The sequence below is a fragment of the Gordonia sp. CPCC 205515 genome (assembly GCF_048537925.1).
GTDB lineage: Bacteria > Actinomycetota > Actinomycetes > Mycobacteriales > Mycobacteriaceae > Gordonia.
Window position 1 is genome coordinate 47,588 of record NZ_JBCLVJ010000016.1, and the last position, 18,704, is coordinate 66,291.

Annotated in this window: 20 protein-coding genes; 9 read left to right on the forward strand and 11 right to left on the reverse strand. The window is 68.2% G+C overall.

The features are described 5' to 3' along the window. Nucleotides 1-5: 5 nt before the first annotated feature. Together AAFP30_RS22445 and adhP are read right to left on the reverse strand one after the other, a co-directional pair. On the reverse strand, nt 6-890 hold the full coding sequence (locus AAFP30_RS22445) for an alpha/beta fold hydrolase (protein WP_419232234.1): 885 nt from the start codon (nt 888-890) through the stop codon (nt 6-8). Nucleotides 891-931: 41 nt separating this feature from the next. After that, the gene (gene adhP / locus AAFP30_RS22450; RefSeq protein ID WP_419232235.1) at nt 932-1,960 is read right to left on the reverse strand and encodes an alcohol dehydrogenase AdhP; all 1,029 of its coding nucleotides are present in this window, start codon (nt 1,958-1,960) and stop codon (nt 932-934) included. A gap of 143 nt (nt 1,961-2,103) precedes the next feature. Between adhP and AAFP30_RS22455 the strand changes: the two genes are divergently transcribed. Then, nucleotides 2,104-3,009: an alpha/beta fold hydrolase gene (locus tag AAFP30_RS22455; RefSeq protein WP_419232236.1), complete on the forward strand. Its 906-nt coding sequence runs from the start codon at nt 2,104-2,106 to the stop codon at nt 3,007-3,009. Nucleotides 3,010-3,017: 8 nt separating this feature from the next. Here the strand turns inward: AAFP30_RS22455 and AAFP30_RS22460 are convergent, their stop codons facing one another. From AAFP30_RS22460 to AAFP30_RS22480, 5 genes are all read right to left on the reverse strand, one after another. Next, entirely contained in the window at nt 3,018-3,959 is a 942-nt protein-coding gene (locus tag AAFP30_RS22460) for a copper resistance D family protein (RefSeq protein WP_419232237.1), read from the reverse strand. Between the two features lie 13 nt (nt 3,960-3,972). Next, nucleotides 3,973-4,506, reverse strand: coding sequence for a copper resistance CopC family protein (locus AAFP30_RS22465; protein WP_419232238.1), 534 nt, complete (start codon nt 4,504-4,506; stop codon nt 3,973-3,975). Beyond that, on the reverse strand, nt 4,499-5,203 hold the full coding sequence (locus AAFP30_RS22470; protein ID WP_419232239.1) for a YcnI family protein: 705 nt from the start codon (nt 5,201-5,203) through the stop codon (nt 4,499-4,501). Before AAFP30_RS22470 ends, AAFP30_RS22465 begins: the two co-directional genes overlap by 8 nt. Before the next feature lie 43 nt (nt 5,204-5,246). Beyond that, nucleotides 5,247-5,627, reverse strand: coding sequence for a copper resistance CopC family protein (locus AAFP30_RS22475; protein ID WP_419232240.1), 381 nt, complete (start codon nt 5,625-5,627; stop codon nt 5,247-5,249). A 66-nt stretch (nt 5,628-5,693) separates the two neighbouring features. Continuing rightward, nucleotides 5,694-6,227 (reverse strand): YtxH domain-containing protein, encoded by a 534-nt coding sequence (locus AAFP30_RS22480; protein WP_419232241.1) that lies wholly within the window; start codon nt 6,225-6,227, stop codon nt 5,694-5,696. 84 nt (nt 6,228-6,311) lie between these two features. Between AAFP30_RS22480 and AAFP30_RS22485 the strand changes: the two genes are divergently transcribed. Next, nucleotides 6,312-7,121: a GNAT family N-acetyltransferase gene (locus tag AAFP30_RS22485; protein ID WP_419232242.1), complete on the forward strand. Its 810-nt coding sequence runs from the start codon at nt 6,312-6,314 to the stop codon at nt 7,119-7,121. 163 nt (nt 7,122-7,284) lie between these two features. On the opposite strand, the gene AAFP30_RS22490 is transcribed toward AAFP30_RS22485, so the two are convergent. Then, the gene (locus AAFP30_RS22490; protein WP_419232243.1) at nt 7,285-8,046 is read right to left on the reverse strand and encodes a GntR family transcriptional regulator; all 762 of its coding nucleotides are present in this window, start codon (nt 8,044-8,046) and stop codon (nt 7,285-7,287) included. A 193-nt stretch (nt 8,047-8,239) separates the two neighbouring features. Here AAFP30_RS22490 and AAFP30_RS22495 point away from each other — a divergent pair, with 193 nt between their 5' ends. The 3 genes from AAFP30_RS22495 to AAFP30_RS22505 are packed head-to-tail and all read left to right on the forward strand — an operon-like array spanning nt 8,240 to nt 11,236. Further along, entirely contained in the window at nt 8,240-9,082 is an 843-nt protein-coding gene (locus AAFP30_RS22495) for an HpcH/HpaI aldolase/citrate lyase family protein (RefSeq protein WP_419232244.1), read from the forward strand. Beyond that, entirely contained in the window at nt 9,079-10,080 is a 1,002-nt protein-coding gene (locus tag AAFP30_RS22500) for a MaoC family dehydratase (RefSeq protein ID WP_419232245.1), read from the forward strand. The genes AAFP30_RS22495 and AAFP30_RS22500 overlap by 4 nt, the downstream gene beginning before the upstream one ends. Before the next feature lie 16 nt (nt 10,081-10,096). After that, nucleotides 10,097-11,236 carry a CoA transferase gene (locus AAFP30_RS22505; protein ID WP_419232246.1) on the forward strand — a complete coding sequence of 380 codons (1,140 nt, stop codon included), beginning with the start codon at nt 10,097-10,099 and terminating at the stop codon, nt 11,234-11,236. Nucleotides 11,237-11,424: 188 nt separating this feature from the next. Here AAFP30_RS22505 and AAFP30_RS22510 read toward each other — a convergent pair whose 3' ends face one another. Next, nucleotides 11,425-12,627: a CaiB/BaiF CoA transferase family protein gene (locus AAFP30_RS22510; protein ID WP_419232247.1), complete on the reverse strand. Its 1,203-nt coding sequence runs from the start codon at nt 12,625-12,627 to the stop codon at nt 11,425-11,427. Nucleotides 12,628-12,767: 140 nt separating this feature from the next. Between AAFP30_RS22510 and AAFP30_RS22515 the strand changes: the two genes are divergently transcribed. From AAFP30_RS22515 to AAFP30_RS22530, 4 genes are read left to right on the forward strand one after another with little or no spacing between them, the layout of a single operon-like run. Continuing rightward, nucleotides 12,768-13,859, forward strand: a complete 1,092-nt coding sequence (locus tag AAFP30_RS22515) for an MBL fold metallo-hydrolase (RefSeq protein WP_419232248.1) — start codon at nt 12,768-12,770, stop codon at nt 13,857-13,859. Continuing rightward, complete coding sequence (locus tag AAFP30_RS22520; protein ID WP_419232249.1) at nt 13,856-14,617, forward strand: crotonase/enoyl-CoA hydratase family protein; 762 nt, start codon at nt 13,856-13,858, stop codon at nt 14,615-14,617. Before AAFP30_RS22515 ends, AAFP30_RS22520 begins: the two co-directional genes overlap by 4 nt. Before the next feature lie 34 nt (nt 14,618-14,651). After that, complete coding sequence (locus AAFP30_RS22525; protein WP_419232250.1) at nt 14,652-15,554, forward strand: LysR family transcriptional regulator; 903 nt, start codon at nt 14,652-14,654, stop codon at nt 15,552-15,554. A 6-nt stretch (nt 15,555-15,560) separates the two neighbouring features. Beyond that, nucleotides 15,561-16,451, forward strand: a complete 891-nt coding sequence (locus AAFP30_RS22530) for a LysR family transcriptional regulator (protein ID WP_419232251.1) — start codon at nt 15,561-15,563, stop codon at nt 16,449-16,451. A 115-nt stretch (nt 16,452-16,566) separates the two neighbouring features. Here AAFP30_RS22530 and AAFP30_RS22535 read toward each other — a convergent pair whose 3' ends face one another. Together AAFP30_RS22535 and fabG are read right to left on the reverse strand one after the other, a co-directional pair. Beyond that, complete coding sequence (locus tag AAFP30_RS22535; protein ID WP_419232252.1) at nt 16,567-17,793, reverse strand: acetyl-CoA C-acetyltransferase; 1,227 nt, start codon at nt 17,791-17,793, stop codon at nt 16,567-16,569. A gap of 44 nt (nt 17,794-17,837) precedes the next feature. Beyond that, nucleotides 17,838-18,596, reverse strand: a complete 759-nt coding sequence (gene fabG, locus AAFP30_RS22540) for a 3-oxoacyl-ACP reductase FabG (RefSeq protein WP_419232253.1) — start codon at nt 18,594-18,596, stop codon at nt 17,838-17,840. Nucleotides 18,597-18,704 lie beyond the last annotated feature (108 nt).

The following is an 18,704-nucleotide window of genomic DNA, read 5'->3' on the forward strand; positions in this document are numbered from 1 at the left end:
CGACGTCAGACGTTCGCGGCGACCTCGTTCACTGCGTCGACGGCGTCGACGAACGGCGGAATGAACCACTGCGCGCCCAGCACGCAACAGGCGTGACCGCCGTCCACCTCGAATCGGCGGGCACCGGGGATGCCGTCGACGAGCAGTTGCTGCCGCTCCGGTTCGACGACCCGATCGTGGGTGGAGACCACCACCGAGGTCGGTACGTCGATCTCGTCGAGCCATGGGCGCGAGTCGAATTCGCCCAGTCCGTCCCCGAATCGGCCCATCTGGTGCAGCGGTGTGGAGAAGAACTGCCGCATCGCCCACACGGTGGTGTGCGCGGTGGTGTCGTCGAGCCGTCCGGCCCGCGGACGCGGCAACAGTCGGTTGAGAGCGGTGAGCAGTCGGCCGGTCCGTCGGGCCTGGGCCTGGTGCGCGGGATCGCGGGTGGAGAAATACGGTCCGGTGGAACACAATACGAGGCCCCGGACGCGCTGCGGGTGGCGCCGCCAGGTCAGTTGCGCGATCCCGCCGCCCATGGAGAAGCCGGCCGCGGTGAACTGGTCGATGCCCAGCACGTCGGCGAGGGCGACGACGTCGTCGGCGCAGTCGGTCAGGTGAAAGTCGTCCGACCGGATGCCCCGGCCGTGCCAGCGTTGGTCCATGGTGATGACCCGATACCGCTGGTTGAGCGCCGGCACCGACGGATACCAACACAGCAGACCGGTGGTCAGCACCGAATGCAGCAGGAACACTGCGGGTGCGTCCTTGGGTCCGGAATCGGTGACGTAGGTGCTTCCGCGCCCCGGCAGGTCGACCAGCTTCCCGGCCGGCACGTCGCGGGCGGGATAGGGACGCAACACATGACCGAACGCGCGGCGGGCGCCGCGGACCAACTCTGAACTCACGCTCACACGGTACGCGAACCGTCTACGTGGATGCTGTGTGTTCAGCGGTAGTCGATGACGATGCGGCCCTCGATCTTGCCCTCCTCCATCCGCCGGAACACGTCGTTGATGTCGTCGAGGCGGGTGGTGGCGACGGTGGGTTTGATCAGGCCGCGGGCGTAGAAGTCGAGGGCTTCGGTCATGTCCTGCCGGGTGCCGACGATCGAGCCGCGGATCGTCAGGCCCTTGAGCACGACGTCGAAGATCGGTGCCGGGAAGTCGCCGGGTGGCAATCCGACGAACACGATGGTGCCGCCGCGTCGTGCCATGCCGATCGCCTGGCCGAAGGCCTGCGGATGGACCGCGGTGACCAGTACGCCGTGCGCGCCGCCGGTCTGCTCCACGATCGCCGCGGCGACATCTCCCTCGCGGGCGTTGACGGTCACCTCGGCGCCCAACTCGCGGGCAAGGTCGAGTTTGTCGTCGCCGATGTCGACGGCGGCGACCCGCATGCCCATGGCCCGGGCGTACTGCACCGCGACGTGTCCGAGCCCGCCGATGCCGGAGATCACAACCCACTGACCCGGCTTCGTCTCCGAAACCTTCAGTCCCTTGTAGACGGTGACCCCGGCGCACAGGATGGGCGCCACCTCCACCGGGTCGCAGCCGTCGGGGATGCGCGCGGCGAACCGCTCGTCGACCAGCATGTAGCTGCCGAACGACCCGTTGACCGAGTAGCCGCCGTTCTGCTGCTTCTCACACAACGTCTCCCAGCCGGTGCGGCAGTATTCGCAGTGCCCGCACGCCGACCACAGCCAGGCGTTGCCGACCTTGTCGCCGACGACGAGTTCGGTGACCCCGGGTCCGACGGCGACGACGCTGCCGTACCCCTCATGTCCCGGCACGAACGGCGGACTCGGCTTGACCGGCCAATCTCCGTGCGCAGCATGCAGATCCGTGTGGCACACACCCGAGGTCTCGAGTTTGACGAGTGCCTGGCCGTGGCCCGGGGTCGGCATGTCCAGTTCGGAGATCGTCAACGGTTCACCGAATGCGGTGACCACGGCCGCGGTGAAGGTCTCGTCTGCCATCGTCGGTACCTGCTTTCGCGAGAGGTGAATGGATCAGTCACCAGTCTCGGCGCTTGCGCGGTTCGACGGGTCCGTTTCCGCCGATACCGTCGCCTACTCGGGTCTCGTGACACAGAACACACGGCACGTGTCATGCTCATTGCATGATCGACATCGCCCGCCCCAAGGTCGAGGGCTCCGTCGCGACCGGCGACGGCCGGCGGATCGGATTCGCCGAGTTCGGCACGGCAACCGGTCGCGCGCTCTTCTGGTTGCACGGCACGCCCGGAGCCCGCCGACAGATTCCCACCGAGGCCCGCACTTACGCCGCCGCGAACGACCTACGGATCGTCGGGCTCGATCGTCCCGGCGTCGGGTCGTCGACGCCGCACCGCTACACGTGTGTCGCCGACTTCGCCCAAGATCTCGAGGCGGTCGCCGACGCTCTCGGCATCGATCAATTCGCGGTGATCGGACTGTCCGGCGGCGGACCGTACGCTCTCGGCGTCGCCCACGCCTTCCCGGACCGGGTGGTCGCGGCCGGTATCCTCGGCGGCGTCGCGCCCACCGAAGGACCCGACGCGGTCGGCGGCGGCGCGATGCGGCTCGGTCATGCGACGGCACCGGCACTGCGCTACGCCGGCGCCCCGATCGGCAAGGTGCTCAGTTCGGTACTGAGCGTCGCCCGTCCGATCGCCGAACCTGCAATCTCCATCTACGGCCGGCTGTCCCCGCAGGGTGATCGAGAGTTGTTGAAACGCCCCGAATTCCGGGCGATGTTCCTCGACGACCTGCTGCACGGCGGGTCGCGGCGGATGGAGGCGCCGTTCGCCGACATCGTCGTGTTCTCCCACGATTGGGGTTTCCGGGTCCGCGACGTGACGGTCCCGGTGCGATGGTGGCACGGCGACTGCGACCACATCATCCCCTACGCGCACGGCGAGCAGATGGTGTCACTGCTGCCCGACGCGAAGCTGTTCACCATGCACGGCGAGAGTCACCTCGGGGCGCTCGGCATGTCGGTGGACATCATCACCGAACTGATGGCCGTCTGGGATCAGCCGGCCTGAGCGCTTGGTTACGGGGCGGTCGTCGACAGGCCGACGGCGAGACCGAGCACCACGGCCATCAGTGCCAGCTCGGTCGCCGCGATGCGGATCGACTGCTCGTCGGTGACCTGATGTCGCGACGCCCGCGGCACCCACCGGCGACGATGCCGCGCGCCGAGCGCGATCAGCGCCGCGAGCCCGATCAGCTTGGCCAGCAACACCCGGCCGTAACCGGTACTGACCAGCGCACCCGGTCCGCCGACCTCGACGAGTCCGGCGATCACCCCGGTCACCGCGATCACCGCCACCGCCCACACCGCACGCGCCGAGAACGCCGGCAGCACGCTCGCCCAACCACGCCGGCCACGGACGGTCACGATCATCGCGGCCAGCGTGCCGCACCACCAGGCGGCCGCGAGTGCGTGCGTGCCGACCAATAGCGGCCCCCACGTGCGCTGGCCGGGGTGCCCGGCGATGGAGGTGGCCAGGATCCCGATCGCGGCCAGGATGGCCACGGTCAGCACCGGCGGGGTGGCGCGCCCGGTGAGCGCGACAAACGCGAACACCACGACGAGTAGCGCCGCGATCACCGAGATCGGTTCGGCGGCACCGCTGCTCACACTGTCGATGAACTGATTCACGGTGACCGATCGGGGTGCCTCGCCGGCCCGCTCGGCGGTTCGGATCCACGCCGCGACGAGCGAGGCACCGAGCCAGAGGCCGCCGGCCACCCCGATGATCGCGGTTGACGGTTCGGGTCCGATCTGCGGGAGCGCGCCGAGTCCGACCAGTAGCACCGCCGCACCGAGGGCGACCCCGGCCGGGATCGCGACGGCCTCGGGACCGGCGGGAGTGGCCAACACCCAACACAATCCGACCCCGATGAGGATCGCGAGCAGCCCGGCGCCCACCGCCGAGCCCCGGAGGTGCCGGGAACCGGTGTCGTGCGTGCGGTTGCTCGCGATACCCATCAGCGATGTCGGATCAGTGGGCGCGAGGCCGTCGGCTCCACCACAGCACGACGCCGAGTCCACCCGCGAGGATGACCAGCGCGCCCACGATGAACGGCCACAGCGGCGGTCCGTCGTCCGACGACGATTGGGCCGCGTCCACGGCCGGGCCGGGGGTACCGGAACCGGCGGTGGTCATCTCGAAGGTGCGCTGCCCCGAGACGGGATGCCCGTCGGCGGAGGTGACGCGATAGTTGATGACGTACTTACCGGCCGGCCCGAGTTCCCGCAGGCCGACGCTGATCGTCGGGCCGGTGACCGTCGGATCGCCCTCATGCCAGTAGTGATTGTCCGGGCCGACGACGTTGAGGACGTCGAAGGACTCCTGGATCGCCTCGTTGAAGGTGAGACTGACCCGGGTGGGTGCGGTGGACAGTTGCGCACCGTTGGCGGGATCGGAGGACTCGAGTTGGGAATGGGCTGACGCCACCGGGGCCGCGATGGTCGCGAGGATGCCCGCGACCATCAGCGACACGACGGCGAGCAGCCCGAGACGACGGTTACGCACCGTCGCCCCGCCCTCCGCGCGACCGGTTGAGTGCGGCGACACCGATGACCGCGCCGACCGCGCCGATGAGCAGCCCGATGCCGCCCAGCCAGCGGGCCGCGCTGTCGTTCGACGACGACTCCGCTTGCGGCTCAGCCGCTTCCGAGGTGGTGGTGGCTGCGGAACCGTGATGGTCGCCGCCCTCGGTACTCGCCGGCAGGGTCAGTGCGGGGGCCGGATGCTCCGGTTCCTCGCCACCGGGTTCGGTGGGCTGCGACCAGTCGACCTTCTCGCCGTCGGCGTAGGTCTGCACCGCGGGCAAGGACACCGACTCCTGCTCCGGGAACGGTCCGCCGGAGATGCGGAACTGGGCGAACTGCCCCACCGGAACGCCCGGGGTGCCCGGCAGCGCGGTCCAGGTGATGGAGCTGACCTCGTCGGTCGTCGGGTCCTTGACCACGTCGGACTTCCAGCCGGCCATCACCTCGGGCCGCGCCGACTTCAGTTTCGGCAGGGTGACGGTGAGCGAGGTGGTTGCCGCGGTGTCGGATTCGTTCGGCACGACGAGCGTGACGACGCCGTAGCCCCCCTGCGTCAGGGTCGGGGCATTGGCGGTGACGTGCGCGGAGGCACTGCCGATGCCGGCGAGCGAAGCGCTCGCCGCGATACCGAGGGCGGCCGCGGGCAGCGCGATCCGTCGGATGAGTGTGCGATTCATGAAATTGTCTTTCTGGTTCGGTGGACGCGGATGCGTGTGGCGATTACACCGACTTCACTCGATAGGTGAATCGGCCGTCGATCCGATGTCCGTCCCAGGTCCGAGCGTGGTAGCTGACCACGTAACGGCCTTCGCCCGCGTAGAGACTTGTCCGCTGGGCCACCGTCGCACCACGGACCGTCGCGCGACCGAGTTGCCAACTGCGCCCGGTGTTGTCGCGCACGGTGACCCACGCGTCGGGCAGCAGCGGCCGATCGAAGGTCAGCGTGACCGTGATCGGCGCGGCATACAGCGTCGCGGAGCGGCCCGGGGTGGACCGCAGCAGATCGGTGTGGGTGGCGGCGTCGGCCGTGCCGGCTCCTGCGAGGACGGCGACGACGACACCGATGAGCATGATCGACAGACGTCGGACGACGGGGCGCACGCAGGGTTCCTCTCGCGGCAGGTGGATGCCGCCGCAGTCGTGGTGCGGCGGACGGAACGGATCGGATCAGGCCGACACCGGCGGACCACGAACTCCGACACTGCCGACGATGACCGACGACGTGATGTACGGCGGGAACCACCGCACGGCAACGGCGGGCGGGGCGTCGACGCCCCGAGGTGGGATCAGCGAGCGGATGGTCGAGGTGATCCGCGCAAGAACCGTGGCGGCCGCGACGATCAGCACCGCGCTGAGCGGGATCGCGATGACGTGCGTGAGCAGCATCGGCAGCCACGCGTCGTGGTGCATGATCATGCCCGACGAGTTCCCGCCGACCATCAACGCCACGTGTGCGCCGATCTGGGCGGCGGTGAGCAGCGCGGTCGTCGAGCCGATTGCCGCGGGCAGCGACTGTCGACGTCCACCGCCGAGCGTGACGCCGACCAGCACGCCGATCGTTGCGGTGAGGAGCATCCCCGAGGTCGAGGGCAGTTCGTCGGCGGCCAGACCGTGGGCCGCGACGGCCACGAACGGCACGACGACCCCGGCGGCGACGCGCGTCGCGAGACCGGGCGACCGGTCGGGCGTCGCGGGTTGCATGGCGGCAATCCTAGGGCATGCCTCCATGCCCTGGTGTCGGCGGAATCCCCACGTCGCACCGGTCGGCAGTGAAAGAATGCTCGCATGCCGCACGCATCGACGGGTGTCGAGATTCGTGAGCTGTCCTCCCCTGCCGATCTCGCGGCGCTGACCCGGGTGTTCGACGACGTGTGGCGCCCCGATCCCAGTGACCGTCCGGTGAGCACCGACATGCTCCGGGCGCTGGCGCATGCGGGCAACTATGTGGCCGGCGCGTACGTGGGCGACCGACTGGCCGGCGGCAGCGTCGGCTTCTTCGCCGCACCCGCCGGCGAGACGCTGCACAGTCACATCACCGGGGTCGCCCGCGCGGGACGGGGACACAACGTCGGCCACGCGCTGAAGTTGCATCAGCGCGAGTGGGCGGCCGAACGGGGTCTGGCGCGCATCACCTGGACCTTCGATCCGTTGGTGGCCCGCAACGCCTACTTCAACATCGCCAAACTGGGCGCCGCGCCGAGCGAGTATTTGCGGGACTTCTACGGCGACATCCACGACGAGATCAACGCCGGCGACGAGAGCGACCGACTCCTCCTCACCTGGGCGCTCGATGCGACGCCGCCCGGAGAAACCGCCGAAACCGCCCACGACCTGCTGGAGGCCGGCGCGCACCTGGCGATCGACGGCCCCGACGACGACCCGAAAGCCGTTGACGGCGGCGACGCGGCGATGCTGGTTGTCCCGGTGCCCCGCGACATCGAGGCGATGCGGCGCAGCAATCCCGTTGCCGCGTCCCGCTGGCGCCGCGCTCTGCGCGAGGCCCTCACCCCGGCCTTCGCCGACGGCCCGCCCACCCACACCCGGTTCCTGCGGTCGGGGCACTACGTCATCACGACCGCGGCGTCCGCTGGTTGAGCGCGACGAGCGAGCGAAGCCGCCGGGCTGAGTAGCGACGAGCGAGCCTGCGAGCCCGACGCTAATCGAAGTCGAGCCCGACGCTGGTCGAAACCACACATCCGATGACCGGGTTTCGACAAGCTCAACCAACGAGTGACAGCTCAACCAGCGAAAGGATCGCTCAGCCGACCGACGGAAACGCGTTCCGCCGCAACGTGACCCGATACGTATAGTGCTCCGGCAGAAAGTAACTCACCGCCAATTCCACGGCGTCGCCGTCGGCATCGCTGTAGAGACGGTCGACCCGCAGCATCGAATGCCCTTCCGGACAATTCAGCAACTCGGCGACCGACGCGGGTGCGGCGGCGACCGTGATGGATTGCGCCGCTTCGACAATCGGGCGCTGCAGGTGCGGCTCCAGCAGCCCGATCATCGTGTAGGTGCTGGTCGCACCCTGCGCCAGTTCGGGACGCTCGAGCACCAGTCGGGCGATCGATTCGGGCCACGACACGTTGGTCACCACGAACGGGATCTCATCGTGGAAGCGTCGAAAGACCATGCGGTAGACCAGGTCCGTGTCGAGTCGCAGCCGACCGGAGGCCTCGAGGTCGACCCGTCGCGCCGGCGCCGACACGACCTCCATGGTGGTGTCGGCGGACAGATTCATCAGGTCTTCGATCGACCCAAGCTGCCGCAGGTAGCGTCCGCCGCCACCGTTCTCGTTCGCGAAGGTCCCGCGACCCGGCACGCGGTACACCGCCCCTTCGGCGACGAGATCCTGGAAGGCGCGGCGCACGGTCTGACGACTGAGCCCGAACTCGTCGGACAACTCCGATTCGGTCGGCAACCGGACACCGTCGGCGTAGCGCCCCTCGGCGATCTGCGTGCGGAGGGTCGCGGCGAGCGCCCGGTAGGCGGGTTCGGCGAGGTCGCGTTGAGTCATCCCGACAGATCCTATCGATCCCGGTGTCGCGATTGCGCGAACATCATCGGCACCTCCGACGCCATATTTGTACGGCCATTTTGACGAATGTACTTCGCTTCTGTCAAGACTTTCGTAATCTGCGTGAGTCTGGTAGGTGTTTCATACACACATTTGGCCGCACATTTGGTCGAGACCGAGATCGAGGTTGATCGTGCAGATACTCCCCCGCCGCGCCGTACTGGTCGCGCCCGCCTCCGATGACCGCAAGGCGCGCAAAGCCCTGGCGTCCGCCGCCGATGAGGTCGTCCTCGACCTCGAGGACGCCGTCACACCCGCCAACAAGGACAGCGCCCGCGCGGCCGCCGCCGAGCTCGTCGCCGAATTCGGCGGCAACCGGGCGGTGTCGATCCGCATCAACGCCTTCGGCACCGAGTGGGTCGACGACGACCTGGCCGCCTGCGCGGCGATGGGATCACTCACCTCGGTGGTGCTCCCGAAGGCGGAGTCGGCCGCGCAGATCGTCGAGGTCGCCGACCGGCTCGGCGACGCGCCGGCCCGCATCCAGGCGCTGGTGGAGACCCCGATCGGCATCCGCGACGTCGCGGCGATCTGCAGCGCGTCGGATCGTTTCGACGCGGTGATCATCGGCTACGCCGATCTCGGTGCGGCACTGGGACGTCCGACCACCGCACCGCAATCGGTGTGGCATCCGATCCAGGACGCCGTCCTCGTCGCTGCGCGCGCCGCCGACATCTCGGTGATCGACGGGCCGCATCTGACCATCGCCGACGACGAGGGTTTCCGCTCGGCCAAGCGGTGGGTCCGCGACCTCGGCTACGACGGCACCTGGGTGATCCATCCGGCACAGATCGATTCGGCCGCAGATATTTTCACCCCCACCTCCGACGCAGTCGAGGACGCGCAGCGGGTGATCGAGGCGCTCGACGAGGCTGCCGCCCGCGGCGACGGTGCCGCCAAACTCGACGGTCGCATGCTCGACGAGGCACTCGCCGTCTCGGCACGCCGCGTGCTGGCCAAGGCAGGTCGGGCATGAGCGAGAACGTGATCGCGGTCGGCGGACCCTATTTCGACGATCTCAGCATCGGTCAGACCTTCGACGACGCACCGTCGGTCACCCTCACCTCGGGCATGGCAGCCACGCATCAGGCGATCCTCGGTGATCGACTGCGTCTCGCGCTCGACGACACCCTGGCCCAGCGGGTGACCGGGCGCGAGAAGCCGCTCGCCCACCCCGGGTTGGTCACCGACCTGGCGATCGGCCAGTCCACGCTGGCCACCCATCACGTCAAGGCCAACCTCTTCTACCGCGGCCTACGGTTCCTGAGTTTCCCGCACATCGGTGACACCCTCACCACCACAACCGAAGTCGTCGGGCTGCGAGAGAACAAGCCGAAGCCCGGCCGCGCCGCCACCGGACTCGCCGCACTGCACATGATCACCGTCGACCAGCACGATGCGGTCGTCCTGGACTTCTACCGTTGCGCGATGTTGCCGCTGTCACCCGCCGCCGATCCCGATCGCACACCACACGCCGACGACCTCTCGACCATCGGACCGGCCGCCCCGATCGATCCGGTCCTGCCGGACTGGAAGTTCGACACCTATCGCAGCGACGTTCGCGGACAGCACTTCTCGACCGACCTCACCGGCAACGTCTACCGGTCGAGCGGCGACGTCGTCTCCAGCGCACCCGAACTGGCGCGGCTCACCCTGAATATCGCGGCGACGCATCACGATGCGCGGGTGGGCCAGGCAGGTCGACTGGTCTACGGCGGGCACACCATCGGACTGGCTCTGGCACAGGCGAATCGGGCCCTGCCGAATCTGGTGACCGTCCTCGGCTGGGACTCCTGCGACCACACCGGTCCCGTCCACGAGGGCGACACCCTCACCAGCGAACTCCATGTCGAGGACGCGACCGCAGCCGACCGTGGCGGTGTGCTGACGTTGCGATCGCTCGTCGTCGCGCACGAATCCGACGGCACCGAGCGACCGGTGCTCGACTGGCGCTACCGCGCTCTGATGGCCTGACCCGAGGAGACCTACCGTGACTGCCGAACAACCGAAACCCCTTGCCGGACTGCGAGTCATCGAAGTATCGAGTTTCGTCGCCTCCCCGCTCGCCGGTCTGACCCTGGCACAGCTCGGCGCCGACGTCACCCGTATCGACCCGATCGGCGGCGCCGCCGACGTGAACCGCTGGCCGGTCACCGCCGACGGCGCGTCGATCTACTGGACCGGACTCAACCGCGGCAAACGCTCGATCACCGCCGACCTTCGCAGTACCGAAGGACAGGAACTGGTGCGGCGCTTGGTAACCGAACCCGGCGACGGTGGCGGTATCCTGCTCACCAATCAGGCCGGCCGATCCTGGATGAGCCATGAGTCGCTGGCCGAACTCCGGTCCGACGTGATCACCTGCGAGATCCTCGGGCGAACCGACGGCACCCCCGGAGTCGACTACACCGTCAACGCCGCGCTCGGGTTCCCGTCCATCACCGGTCCGACCGATCACGCCGGTGTGGTCAACCACGTCCTGCCCGCGTGGGATGTGGTGTGCGGACTCTATGCGGCACTAGCTATCTCGTCGGCCGTGCAACGTCGCAGCGCCACTGGCACCGGCGCCCACATCACGCTGCCACTCGAGGACACCGCACTCGCCATCGCCGGCACGCTCGGCTACCTGACCGAGCCGCAGGTCAACGGCAGCGGCCGTGAGGGCACCGGGAACGACATCTACGGCACGTACGGAAGGGATTTCGCCACCTCCGACGGCGGACGGTTCATGATCGTCGCACTGACCCCGCGACATTTTCGCGAGCTCGTCGAACTCACCGGCGTCGGCGATGCCGTCGACGCCGTCGAGAAGGCACTTGACGCCGACTTCCGCAGCGAGGCCGACCGATTCACCCACCGCAAGGTGCTCAACGGGCTGTTCGAGCCGTGGTTTGCGCGGCACACCACTGCCGAAGTCGCTGCAGCGCTGGATGACTGTGCCGTGCTCTCCGAGCAGTACCGCACCTTCGACGAGGTCGTCGCGAGCGGTCTACTGACACGCAATCCACTGTTCGCCGAACTCGACCAGCCGACGATCGGCCGGTATCTGGCCGCCGGTCTCCCCGCGCAGTTCGACGGTGAGCACTACCGGACCGGACCGGCACCGGAGTTGGGTGCGGATACGCCGTAGATCGGAGTCGCGGTCACGGGCCCTTCGTGGCTCGGCTATCGCCTCGCACCTCAGGGATCGGGAGGCCGTCTATCGCCTCGCACCTCAGGGATCGGGGAATTTCCGCTGGCTGAGGAGCGACGAGCGAGGAACGAGCCCGACGCGTCACGAAGCCCCCTGGTGACCCGAATCAGGGGGCCGGCGACACGTCAATCCTCTTGCAGCTCCGCGAGAATCGCCTCGGTGTGCTCGCCGAGGGCGGGCACTGGGCCCATCCGCAGTTCGACGTCGGCGAAGGTCATCGGCGGCAGGACCGCGCGGATCGGGCCGGCTTCGGTGTCCACCTCACGCCAGCGGTCGCGCTCACGCAGCTGCGGGTGGTCGACGACGCCGTCCAGTTCGCGGATCTCGGCGGCGGGCACGCCTGCTGCGGCCAGCTTGCGGTCGAGGTCATCAGAGGTGAAACGTTTGGTCTCGGCGGCGATCTCGGCGTCCACCTCGGCCCGTCGGGCGACCCGGTCCATGTTGGTCGCGTAGCGCGGGTCGTCGGCCAGGTCGGAACGATCGAGCACGTCACGCACCAACACCTGCCAACCTCGGTCGTTCTGCACCCCGAGCAGGATCTCCCCGTCGCGGGTCGGGTACCGGTCGTACGGGACGATCGCCGCGTGCCCGACGCCGGACCGCGCGATCTGCCGATTCCCGTTGAGCCGCATGTACATCGGGTGACCCATCCACTCGACGGTGGCGTCGAACATGGACACCGCGACCGAGGCCCCGACACCGGTGACACCGCGTCGCACCAGTGCGGAGAGCACCGAGGTGAGTGCGTACATGCCGGCGGCGATGTCGGAGGTCGGGATGCCGGTCTTGGCGACCTCGTCGGCGCTACCGGTCACCGAGATCAGTCCGGCCTCGGCCTGCACCAGCATGTCGTAGGCCTTGCGATCCCGGTACGGGCCGCCGTCGCCATAGCCGGACATGTCGACGACGATCAGCGCGGGATGATCGGCGCGCAGTACGTCGGCCGCCAGCCCCATCCGCGCGGCCGCGCCGGGCGCGAGGTTCTGCAGGAAGACGTCGGCGCGGGCGATCAGGCGATGCAACACGTCGAGATCGGTGTCGGTCTTGAGGTCGAGCGTGATCGATTCCTTGCCGCGGTTGAGCCAGACGAAATGCGACGCGAGACCGTTGACGGCATCGTCGTAATTGCGGGCGAAATCGCCCTCACCCACCCGTTCGACCTTGATAACACGCGCACCGAGGTCGGCGAGGTGACGGGTCGCGAGCGGCGCGGCGACGGCCTGTTCCAGCGCGACGACGGTGATCCCGGACAGGGGCAACGGTTGTTCTGCAGCGTCCACCGGGCCACGATCGCCCGCGCCGCCCGTGGAGGTCAATCCCGACACCATAGGTACTTCCTCATCGACCGTGAGCCGGACCCGCATTGTCTGTGTGCCACTCGTCATGATCAAGTGGAAGTTGTGGCCCGCAACTGTTCGGGCGCAGAGCGGATGTCAGCGGCCGATGCGGCTGTCGGCAGGAGGTGAACGTGACCACGACGATCGAGATCACCGGACATCGTCAGAAGGAGTCCTGGGCGCAGAAGGTGCTGCCGCCGGTCGAGGAGGTGCGCCCCGGCCTGTGGTCGATCCCCGTGCCGATGCCCGGCAACCCGCTGCGCTATGTACTCGTCTACGCGCTGGTGCTGCCCGACGGGATCGCACTGATCGACACCGGCTGGACCGCCGACGAATCGTGGCAGGCGCTCGTCGACGGCATTCGCGCCACCGGCCACGACATCACCGACGTCAGGCACGTCTCCATCACCCACCTGCACCCGGACCACTTCGGGCTCGTGCCGCGGCTTCTCGAACACACCGATCCGGTCATCGCGATGCACCGCAACGACGCCCGTCACCTGCGGTATCACAACGACGACGAACTGGCCCGGCAGCTCGCGGACATGCAGGCCGAACTCGACATCATGGGCGCTCCCGTCGAGGTCGCCGAGACCGGCTTCGTCGGCTTCGCGCGGATGCCCAAGGGCCGAACCATGGACGTCGAACTCGACGACGGCGACCCACTGAACCTGCCCGGCTGGAACGTGCGCGCCCTGTGGACACCGGGTCACACCGCCGGCCACCTGTGCTTCATCGATGAGGACGCCGGGGTCATCTTCACCGGCGATCACCTGCTGCCCCGGATCAGCCCGAACATCTCCACCAACGCACTGCAGCTGGCCAACCCGCTCGCCGACTACCTCGTGTCGCTGGCCCAGACCGAGCAGCTGCCCGATGTCGAGGCGCTGCCGTCACACGAGTACCGCTTCCGCGGGCTCGCCGACCGCGTCACCGGGCTACTCGAACACCACGAGGAACGACTCGCCGAGATCACCGCGGCCGTCGCCGCCGAACCCGAATGCACCGCCTGGGACGTCACCCGCTCGGTGACCTGGTCGCGACCATTCGAACAGCTGTCGGTGGACCTGAGCCGGATGGCGCTGCGGGAGACCCACGCACACATGGTCGTCCTCGCCCAGCGGGGCGTGCTCGTCTCCTCCGACGGCGTGCCCAACCGCTGGTCGCCGGCCACCGCATCGACAACTTCCACCCCCACCACCATCAAGGAGAGTGCCCGATGAGCGCTGTGCTCACCGAGTTCGCCGACGGCGTCGCCGTCATCACCATCAACCGGCCGGAAGCGCGCAACGCCGTCAACGGTGAGGTCGCCGAGGGCATCGCGGCAGCGATCGACGAACTGGACGCCCGCGACGACCTGACTGTCGGCATCCTCACCGGTGCCGGCGGTACCTTCTGTTCCGGCATGGACCTCAAGGCATTCACCCGTGGCGAGCGTCCGAACATCGAGGGCAAGGGCTTCGGCGGCCTGACCGAGGCCCCGCCGAGCAAGCCGCTGATCGCCGCCGTCGAGGGCTGGGCGCTGGCCGGCGGTTGCGAACTCGCGCTGAGCGCCGACCTCATCGTCGCCTCACGGGAAGCCAAGTTCGGCATCCCGGAGGTCAAGCGCGGCCTCGCTGCCGCGGCCGGTGGCCTGCTGCGCCTCCCCAAGATCCTCCCGTACCAGCTCGCGATGGAGATGGCGCTGACCGGCGATCCGATCACCGCCGAGCGCGCTGCCGAGTTCGGTCTGGTCAATCGGCTCACCGAGCCGGGCGAGGCACTGGCCGGCGCCCGTGAGCTCGCGGCGACCATCGCGGCCAACGGCCCGCTCGCGGTGCGTGCCACCAAGCAGGTGATCGCGATGTCCATCAAGTACACCGACACCGACCTCATCAAGGGACAGTGGGAGCATCTCGGGCCCGTGTTCGCCTCGGATGACGCGCAGGAGGGTGCGAAGGCGTTCGCCGAGAAGCGCTCTCCGCAGTGGACGGGGAAGTGACCGGCGTACTGGGCTGAGGTCCTACGATCAGACGGTGGACCTGCACCTCGTCACCTACTTCGTCGCGGTGGTCGATCATGGCGGGATCACCAAGGCGGCCCAGTCGCTCTACATCTCGCAACCGTCGCTCTCGCAGGCCATCCGCACGCTGGAGCGACGCCTCGGCGTCACCCTGTTCGACCGCAGTGGCCGACGACTCGAGCTGACCGACGCCGGACGCAAGTTCGACGTCGCGGCCCGCCGCATCCTGCTCGACGTCGACCGGGTGAAGACCAAGGTCGAGGCCGTCCGCGAACTGCGCGCCGGGCGGGTCGACATCGTCACCTACGCCGCATTCAGCATCGATCCGCTGGTCGAGATGATCGCCGCGTTCCGGCAGCGGTTCCCGCGACTGTCGGCGCACGTGATCGCTGCCGACGGCCCTACCGGCGTGCTGACCGCACTACGTCACGGCGACGCCGAGATCGGCGTCATCGACACTGCCGCCGACCACGCGGCGTTCACCGCGATCCCGCTCGGCGAGCAGGACCTCGTCCTCGCCGGCACCGATGTGGTCGCCGCAGGCTGGTCGGACCCGATGCCGCGCGCCGCCGTCCGCGAGATCCCGCTGGTCGTCGACGTCGGCAACCCCAACAGCGCCTCGTTCCTCGACGAGGTGCTCGACGACGACGCCGCCAACGTCGTCATCGACTGCGCCCATCCGCCCGCGACCTGGGAGCTGGTGTCCGGTGGTGTCGGGGCGACGATCCTGCCGCGCACGGTTGCCGAACAACAACTCCCGAACGCGCACCTACGCGGGCTCGACCCGCCACTCCGCCGGCCCTACGGACTGGTACTGCGCTCGACGCATCCGTCGCCGGCGGCGATGGCGTTCATCGCCGTCGCTCGCGGTCTGCACGAGATCGACTCGGATGCAAACGAATTCGGAGAGTGGTAGGCGCTCATGGAATTACGTCAGATCGAGTACTTCCTCGCTGTCGTCGAACACACCGGCATCGGCGGCGCGGCCTCAGCCCTTGGAGTGGCGCAACCGACTGTGTCCCAAGCACTTCGAGCGCTCGAACGGGAACTGGGGGTACAGCTGTTCCATCGCATCGGCCGTGGCATGGTCCTCAGTTCGGCGGGTCGCACCATGGTCGGCCCGGCGCGGCAGATGATGCGCGACGTCAACGCCGTCGGCGATCTGCTGGCCGCCTCCGAAGGTGAATTGACCGGGCGCCTCGACATTCTCGCGTTCCCGGCTACCGCCAGCGGGACGATCGTGGAGTTGATCGAGGAGTTCCGTCGCCTCTACCCCCGGGTCACGGTGCGCTTCGGCGACCTGCGCGACGAAACACAGGCGGCGGCGATGATCGAGGACGGCCACTGCGAGTTCGCGGTGGCGCACCCGCCGATCGCCGGCGATGGGCTCGAGGTGGTGATCCTCGGCGAGCAAGAGTACGTGCTGGTGTATCCGCCCGGCACCGACGTGCCGGAGGGGCCGATTCCGTTGCAGGAGTTGCCACTGCACCCGATGGTGTTCGTGCCGCGAGGACAGTCGGTGGCCGACGAGATCGAGGAGACGATCCGCGTATCCGGCGCCCGCCCGCCGCTGGCGGTGCTCGCCGAACACCGCGAAGAACGAATGCCGATGGTACTGGCCGGGATCGGCGGTTCCATCCTGGAACGCGCGGTCGCCGAATCGTTCGCCGATCGCGCGGTGATCCGGCCGATCGAGCCCCGCTTCTTTCGGCCGTACGCAGTGGCTTACGATCCGGCGACGTTGTCGCCGGTGGGACAGGCGTTCGTCGAATTGGTCCGCGAGAGCATCCCGTCACCACAAATCGGGACGTAAATAACGCCCATTTCAGCCGCATTGAGGTCGCATGCGACCTCGTCCTGGTTCCGCGACCTCAGCTGACGTCGATGTTCCGAGATGAGGTCGCATGCGACCTCATCTCGGATTCACGTCAGCTGACCCGCTCGAACACCGCGGCCAGACCCTGGCCACCGCCGATGCACATGGTCTCCAGCGCGTAGCGGGCTTCGCGACGCTGCAGTTCACGAGCCAGCGAGGCGAGCATGCGCCCACCGGTGGCGCCTACCGGATGGCCGAGCGAGATGCCCGATCCGTGGATGTTGGTGCGCGCGAAGTCCGCACTGTCCGCAGAGAATCGACCGAAGCCCCACTCGCGCGTCACGGCGAGGGCCTGCGCGGCGAAGGCCTCGTTGAGTTCGATGACGTCGATGTCGGACAGCGTCAAACCGGCTTGCGCCAAAGCCTTTTCGGTCGCGGGGACGGGACCGATGCCCATCGTGCGCGGCGGTACGCCGGCCAAGCCCCAGGACACGAGGCGTACCAGTGGCCGCAGTCCGTGCCGTTCGGCAACCTCGGGTGTGGTGACGAGGCACATCGACGCGGCGTCGTTCTGTCCGCTGGCGTTGCCCGCGGTGACGGTTGCCGCCTCGAGCGTCTTGCCCATGATCGGCTTGAGCTTGGTCAGCGCCTCGATCGAGATGTCCGGGCGCGGATGCTCGTCGGTGTCGATGATGTCCTCACCGCGCCGACTGCGCACGGTCACCGGAATGATCTCCTCGGCGAGGATGCCGTCCTTCTGCGCACGCACGGCGCGCTGGTGCGACTCGAGGGCGAGTTCGTCCTGTTCATCCCGCGAGATCTCGTACTGCTCGCGCAGGTTCTCGGCCGTCTCGATCATGCCGCCGGGCACCGGGTAGTTCTTGCCGCCCGCGGTCGACCGCGCGCGAACCAGGCTGTCGTGCATGGCTATTCCGCTGCGCGCACCGCCCCACCGCATGTCGGTGGAGTAGAACGACGCATTGCTCATCGATTCGGCGCCACCCGCGACGACGATCTCGTTGTTACCCGAACCCACCTGATAGGCCGCCTGGATCACCGCTTGCAAGCCCGAGCCACAACGGCGGTCGATATGCATGCCGCCCACCGTCGTCGGCAGTCCGGCGTCGAGTGCGACAACCCGACCGATGGCCGGCGCCTCGCTGTTGCCGTTGCAGTGACCGAGGATCACATCCTCCACCAGCTCCGGGTTCAGCCCGGTGCGGTCGAGTAGTCCGGTCAGCGCGGTGACGCCGAGGTCAACGGCGGTGAGACTCTTGAACATGCCCCCGTAACCGCCGATCGGGGTGCGGACGGGTTCACAGATGACGACGTCGGACATTGTGTGCTGCCTTTCGTTCCGGGAGGAGTTCAACACGTTCACGATCACATGAACCGGCCGCCGGTCACCTCGAGAACCGTGCCGGTCATGTACGACGACATGTCGGACGCGAGAAACAGTGCGACACTGGCGACCTCGGTGACCTCACCGGCTCGCTTCATCGGGATCTCGGCCATCTTCTGATCCCACGCCTTCTGCGGCATCGCCTCGGTCATCGCCGAGCGGATGAGGCCGGGCTGGATGGCGTTGACGCGCACACCGTGATGCGCCATCTCCTTGGCGGCGGCCTTGGTCATGCCGACGATGCCGGCCTTGGCGGCGGAGTAGTTCGTCTGGCCGACCATGCCGACCTTGCCGGACAGCGACGAGATGTTCACGATCGCACCCTTTTTCGCCTCCCGCATCACCGCGGCGGCCTTGCGGGTGCCGTTCCAGGTGCCCTTGAGGTGGACACCGATGACGAGGTCGAAATCCTCTTCGGTCATGGTGCGCATGGTGGCGTCACGGGTGATACCGGCATTGTTGACCATCACGTCCAGCGAGCCGAAGCCGTCGAGGGCATCGGCAATCAACGAGTCCATGTCGGCGGACTCGACGACGTTGCAGCGCACCGCCCGCGCGACGTCGCGGCCACCGAGTTTGTCGGCCGCGGCCGTCGCCGCGTCCAGGTTGAGATCACCGAGCACCACGCGTGCACCAGCTTCGACGAAGCTGCGGGCGATCTCGAATCCGATGCCCTGCGCGGCGCCGGTGATGACCGCGGTCCGGCCGTCGAGCAACGAGGTGGGCGTGGGTGTCGACATGTTCGGTGTGTTCCTCTCGTATGGTTCCGGTCTGAAATCTACCGGCGGATGACCGAAATGAACCCGTCGCCGACCATACGAAGCGACTATCGGACAAGGTCGCCGATT

Excerpts from the sequence above, each read along its gene's own strand:
- AAFP30_RS22520 (WP_419232249.1), top strand. The coding sequence starts at position 13,856 with ATGAGCGCTGTGCTCACCGAGTTCGCCGACGGCGTCGCCGTCATCACC.
- AAFP30_RS22535 (WP_419232252.1), bottom strand. The coding sequence starts at position 17,793 with ATGTCCGACGTCGTCATCTGTGAACCCGTCCGCACCCCGATCGGCGGT.
- adhP (WP_419232235.1), bottom strand. The coding sequence starts at position 1,960 with ATGGCAGACGAGACCTTCACCGCGGCCGTGGTCACCGCATTCGGTGAA.
- fabG (WP_419232253.1), bottom strand. The coding sequence starts at position 18,596 with ATGTCGACACCCACGCCCACCTCGTTGCTCGACGGCCGGACCGCGGTC.
- AAFP30_RS22455 (WP_419232236.1), top strand. The coding sequence starts at position 2,104 with ATGATCGACATCGCCCGCCCCAAGGTCGAGGGCTCCGTCGCGACCGGC.
- AAFP30_RS22510 (WP_419232247.1), bottom strand. The coding sequence starts at position 12,627 with ATGGTGTCGGGATTGACCTCCACGGGCGGCGCGGGCGATCGTGGCCCG.
- AAFP30_RS22470 (WP_419232239.1), bottom strand. The coding sequence starts at position 5,203 with ATGAATCGCACACTCATCCGACGGATCGCGCTGCCCGCGGCCGCCCTC.
- AAFP30_RS22490 (WP_419232243.1), bottom strand. The coding sequence starts at position 8,046 with ATGACTCAACGCGACCTCGCCGAACCCGCCTACCGGGCGCTCGCCGCG.
- AAFP30_RS22480 (WP_419232241.1), bottom strand. The coding sequence starts at position 6,227 with ATGCAACCCGCGACGCCCGACCGGTCGCCCGGTCTCGCGACGCGCGTC.
- AAFP30_RS22530 (WP_419232251.1), top strand. The coding sequence starts at position 15,561 with ATGGAATTACGTCAGATCGAGTACTTCCTCGCTGTCGTCGAACACACC.
- AAFP30_RS22460 (WP_419232237.1), bottom strand. The coding sequence starts at position 3,959 with ATGGGTATCGCGAGCAACCGCACGCACGACACCGGTTCCCGGCACCTC.
- AAFP30_RS22500 (WP_419232245.1), top strand. The coding sequence starts at position 9,079 with ATGAGCGAGAACGTGATCGCGGTCGGCGGACCCTATTTCGACGATCTC.
- AAFP30_RS22485 (WP_419232242.1), top strand. The coding sequence starts at position 6,312 with ATGCCGCACGCATCGACGGGTGTCGAGATTCGTGAGCTGTCCTCCCCT.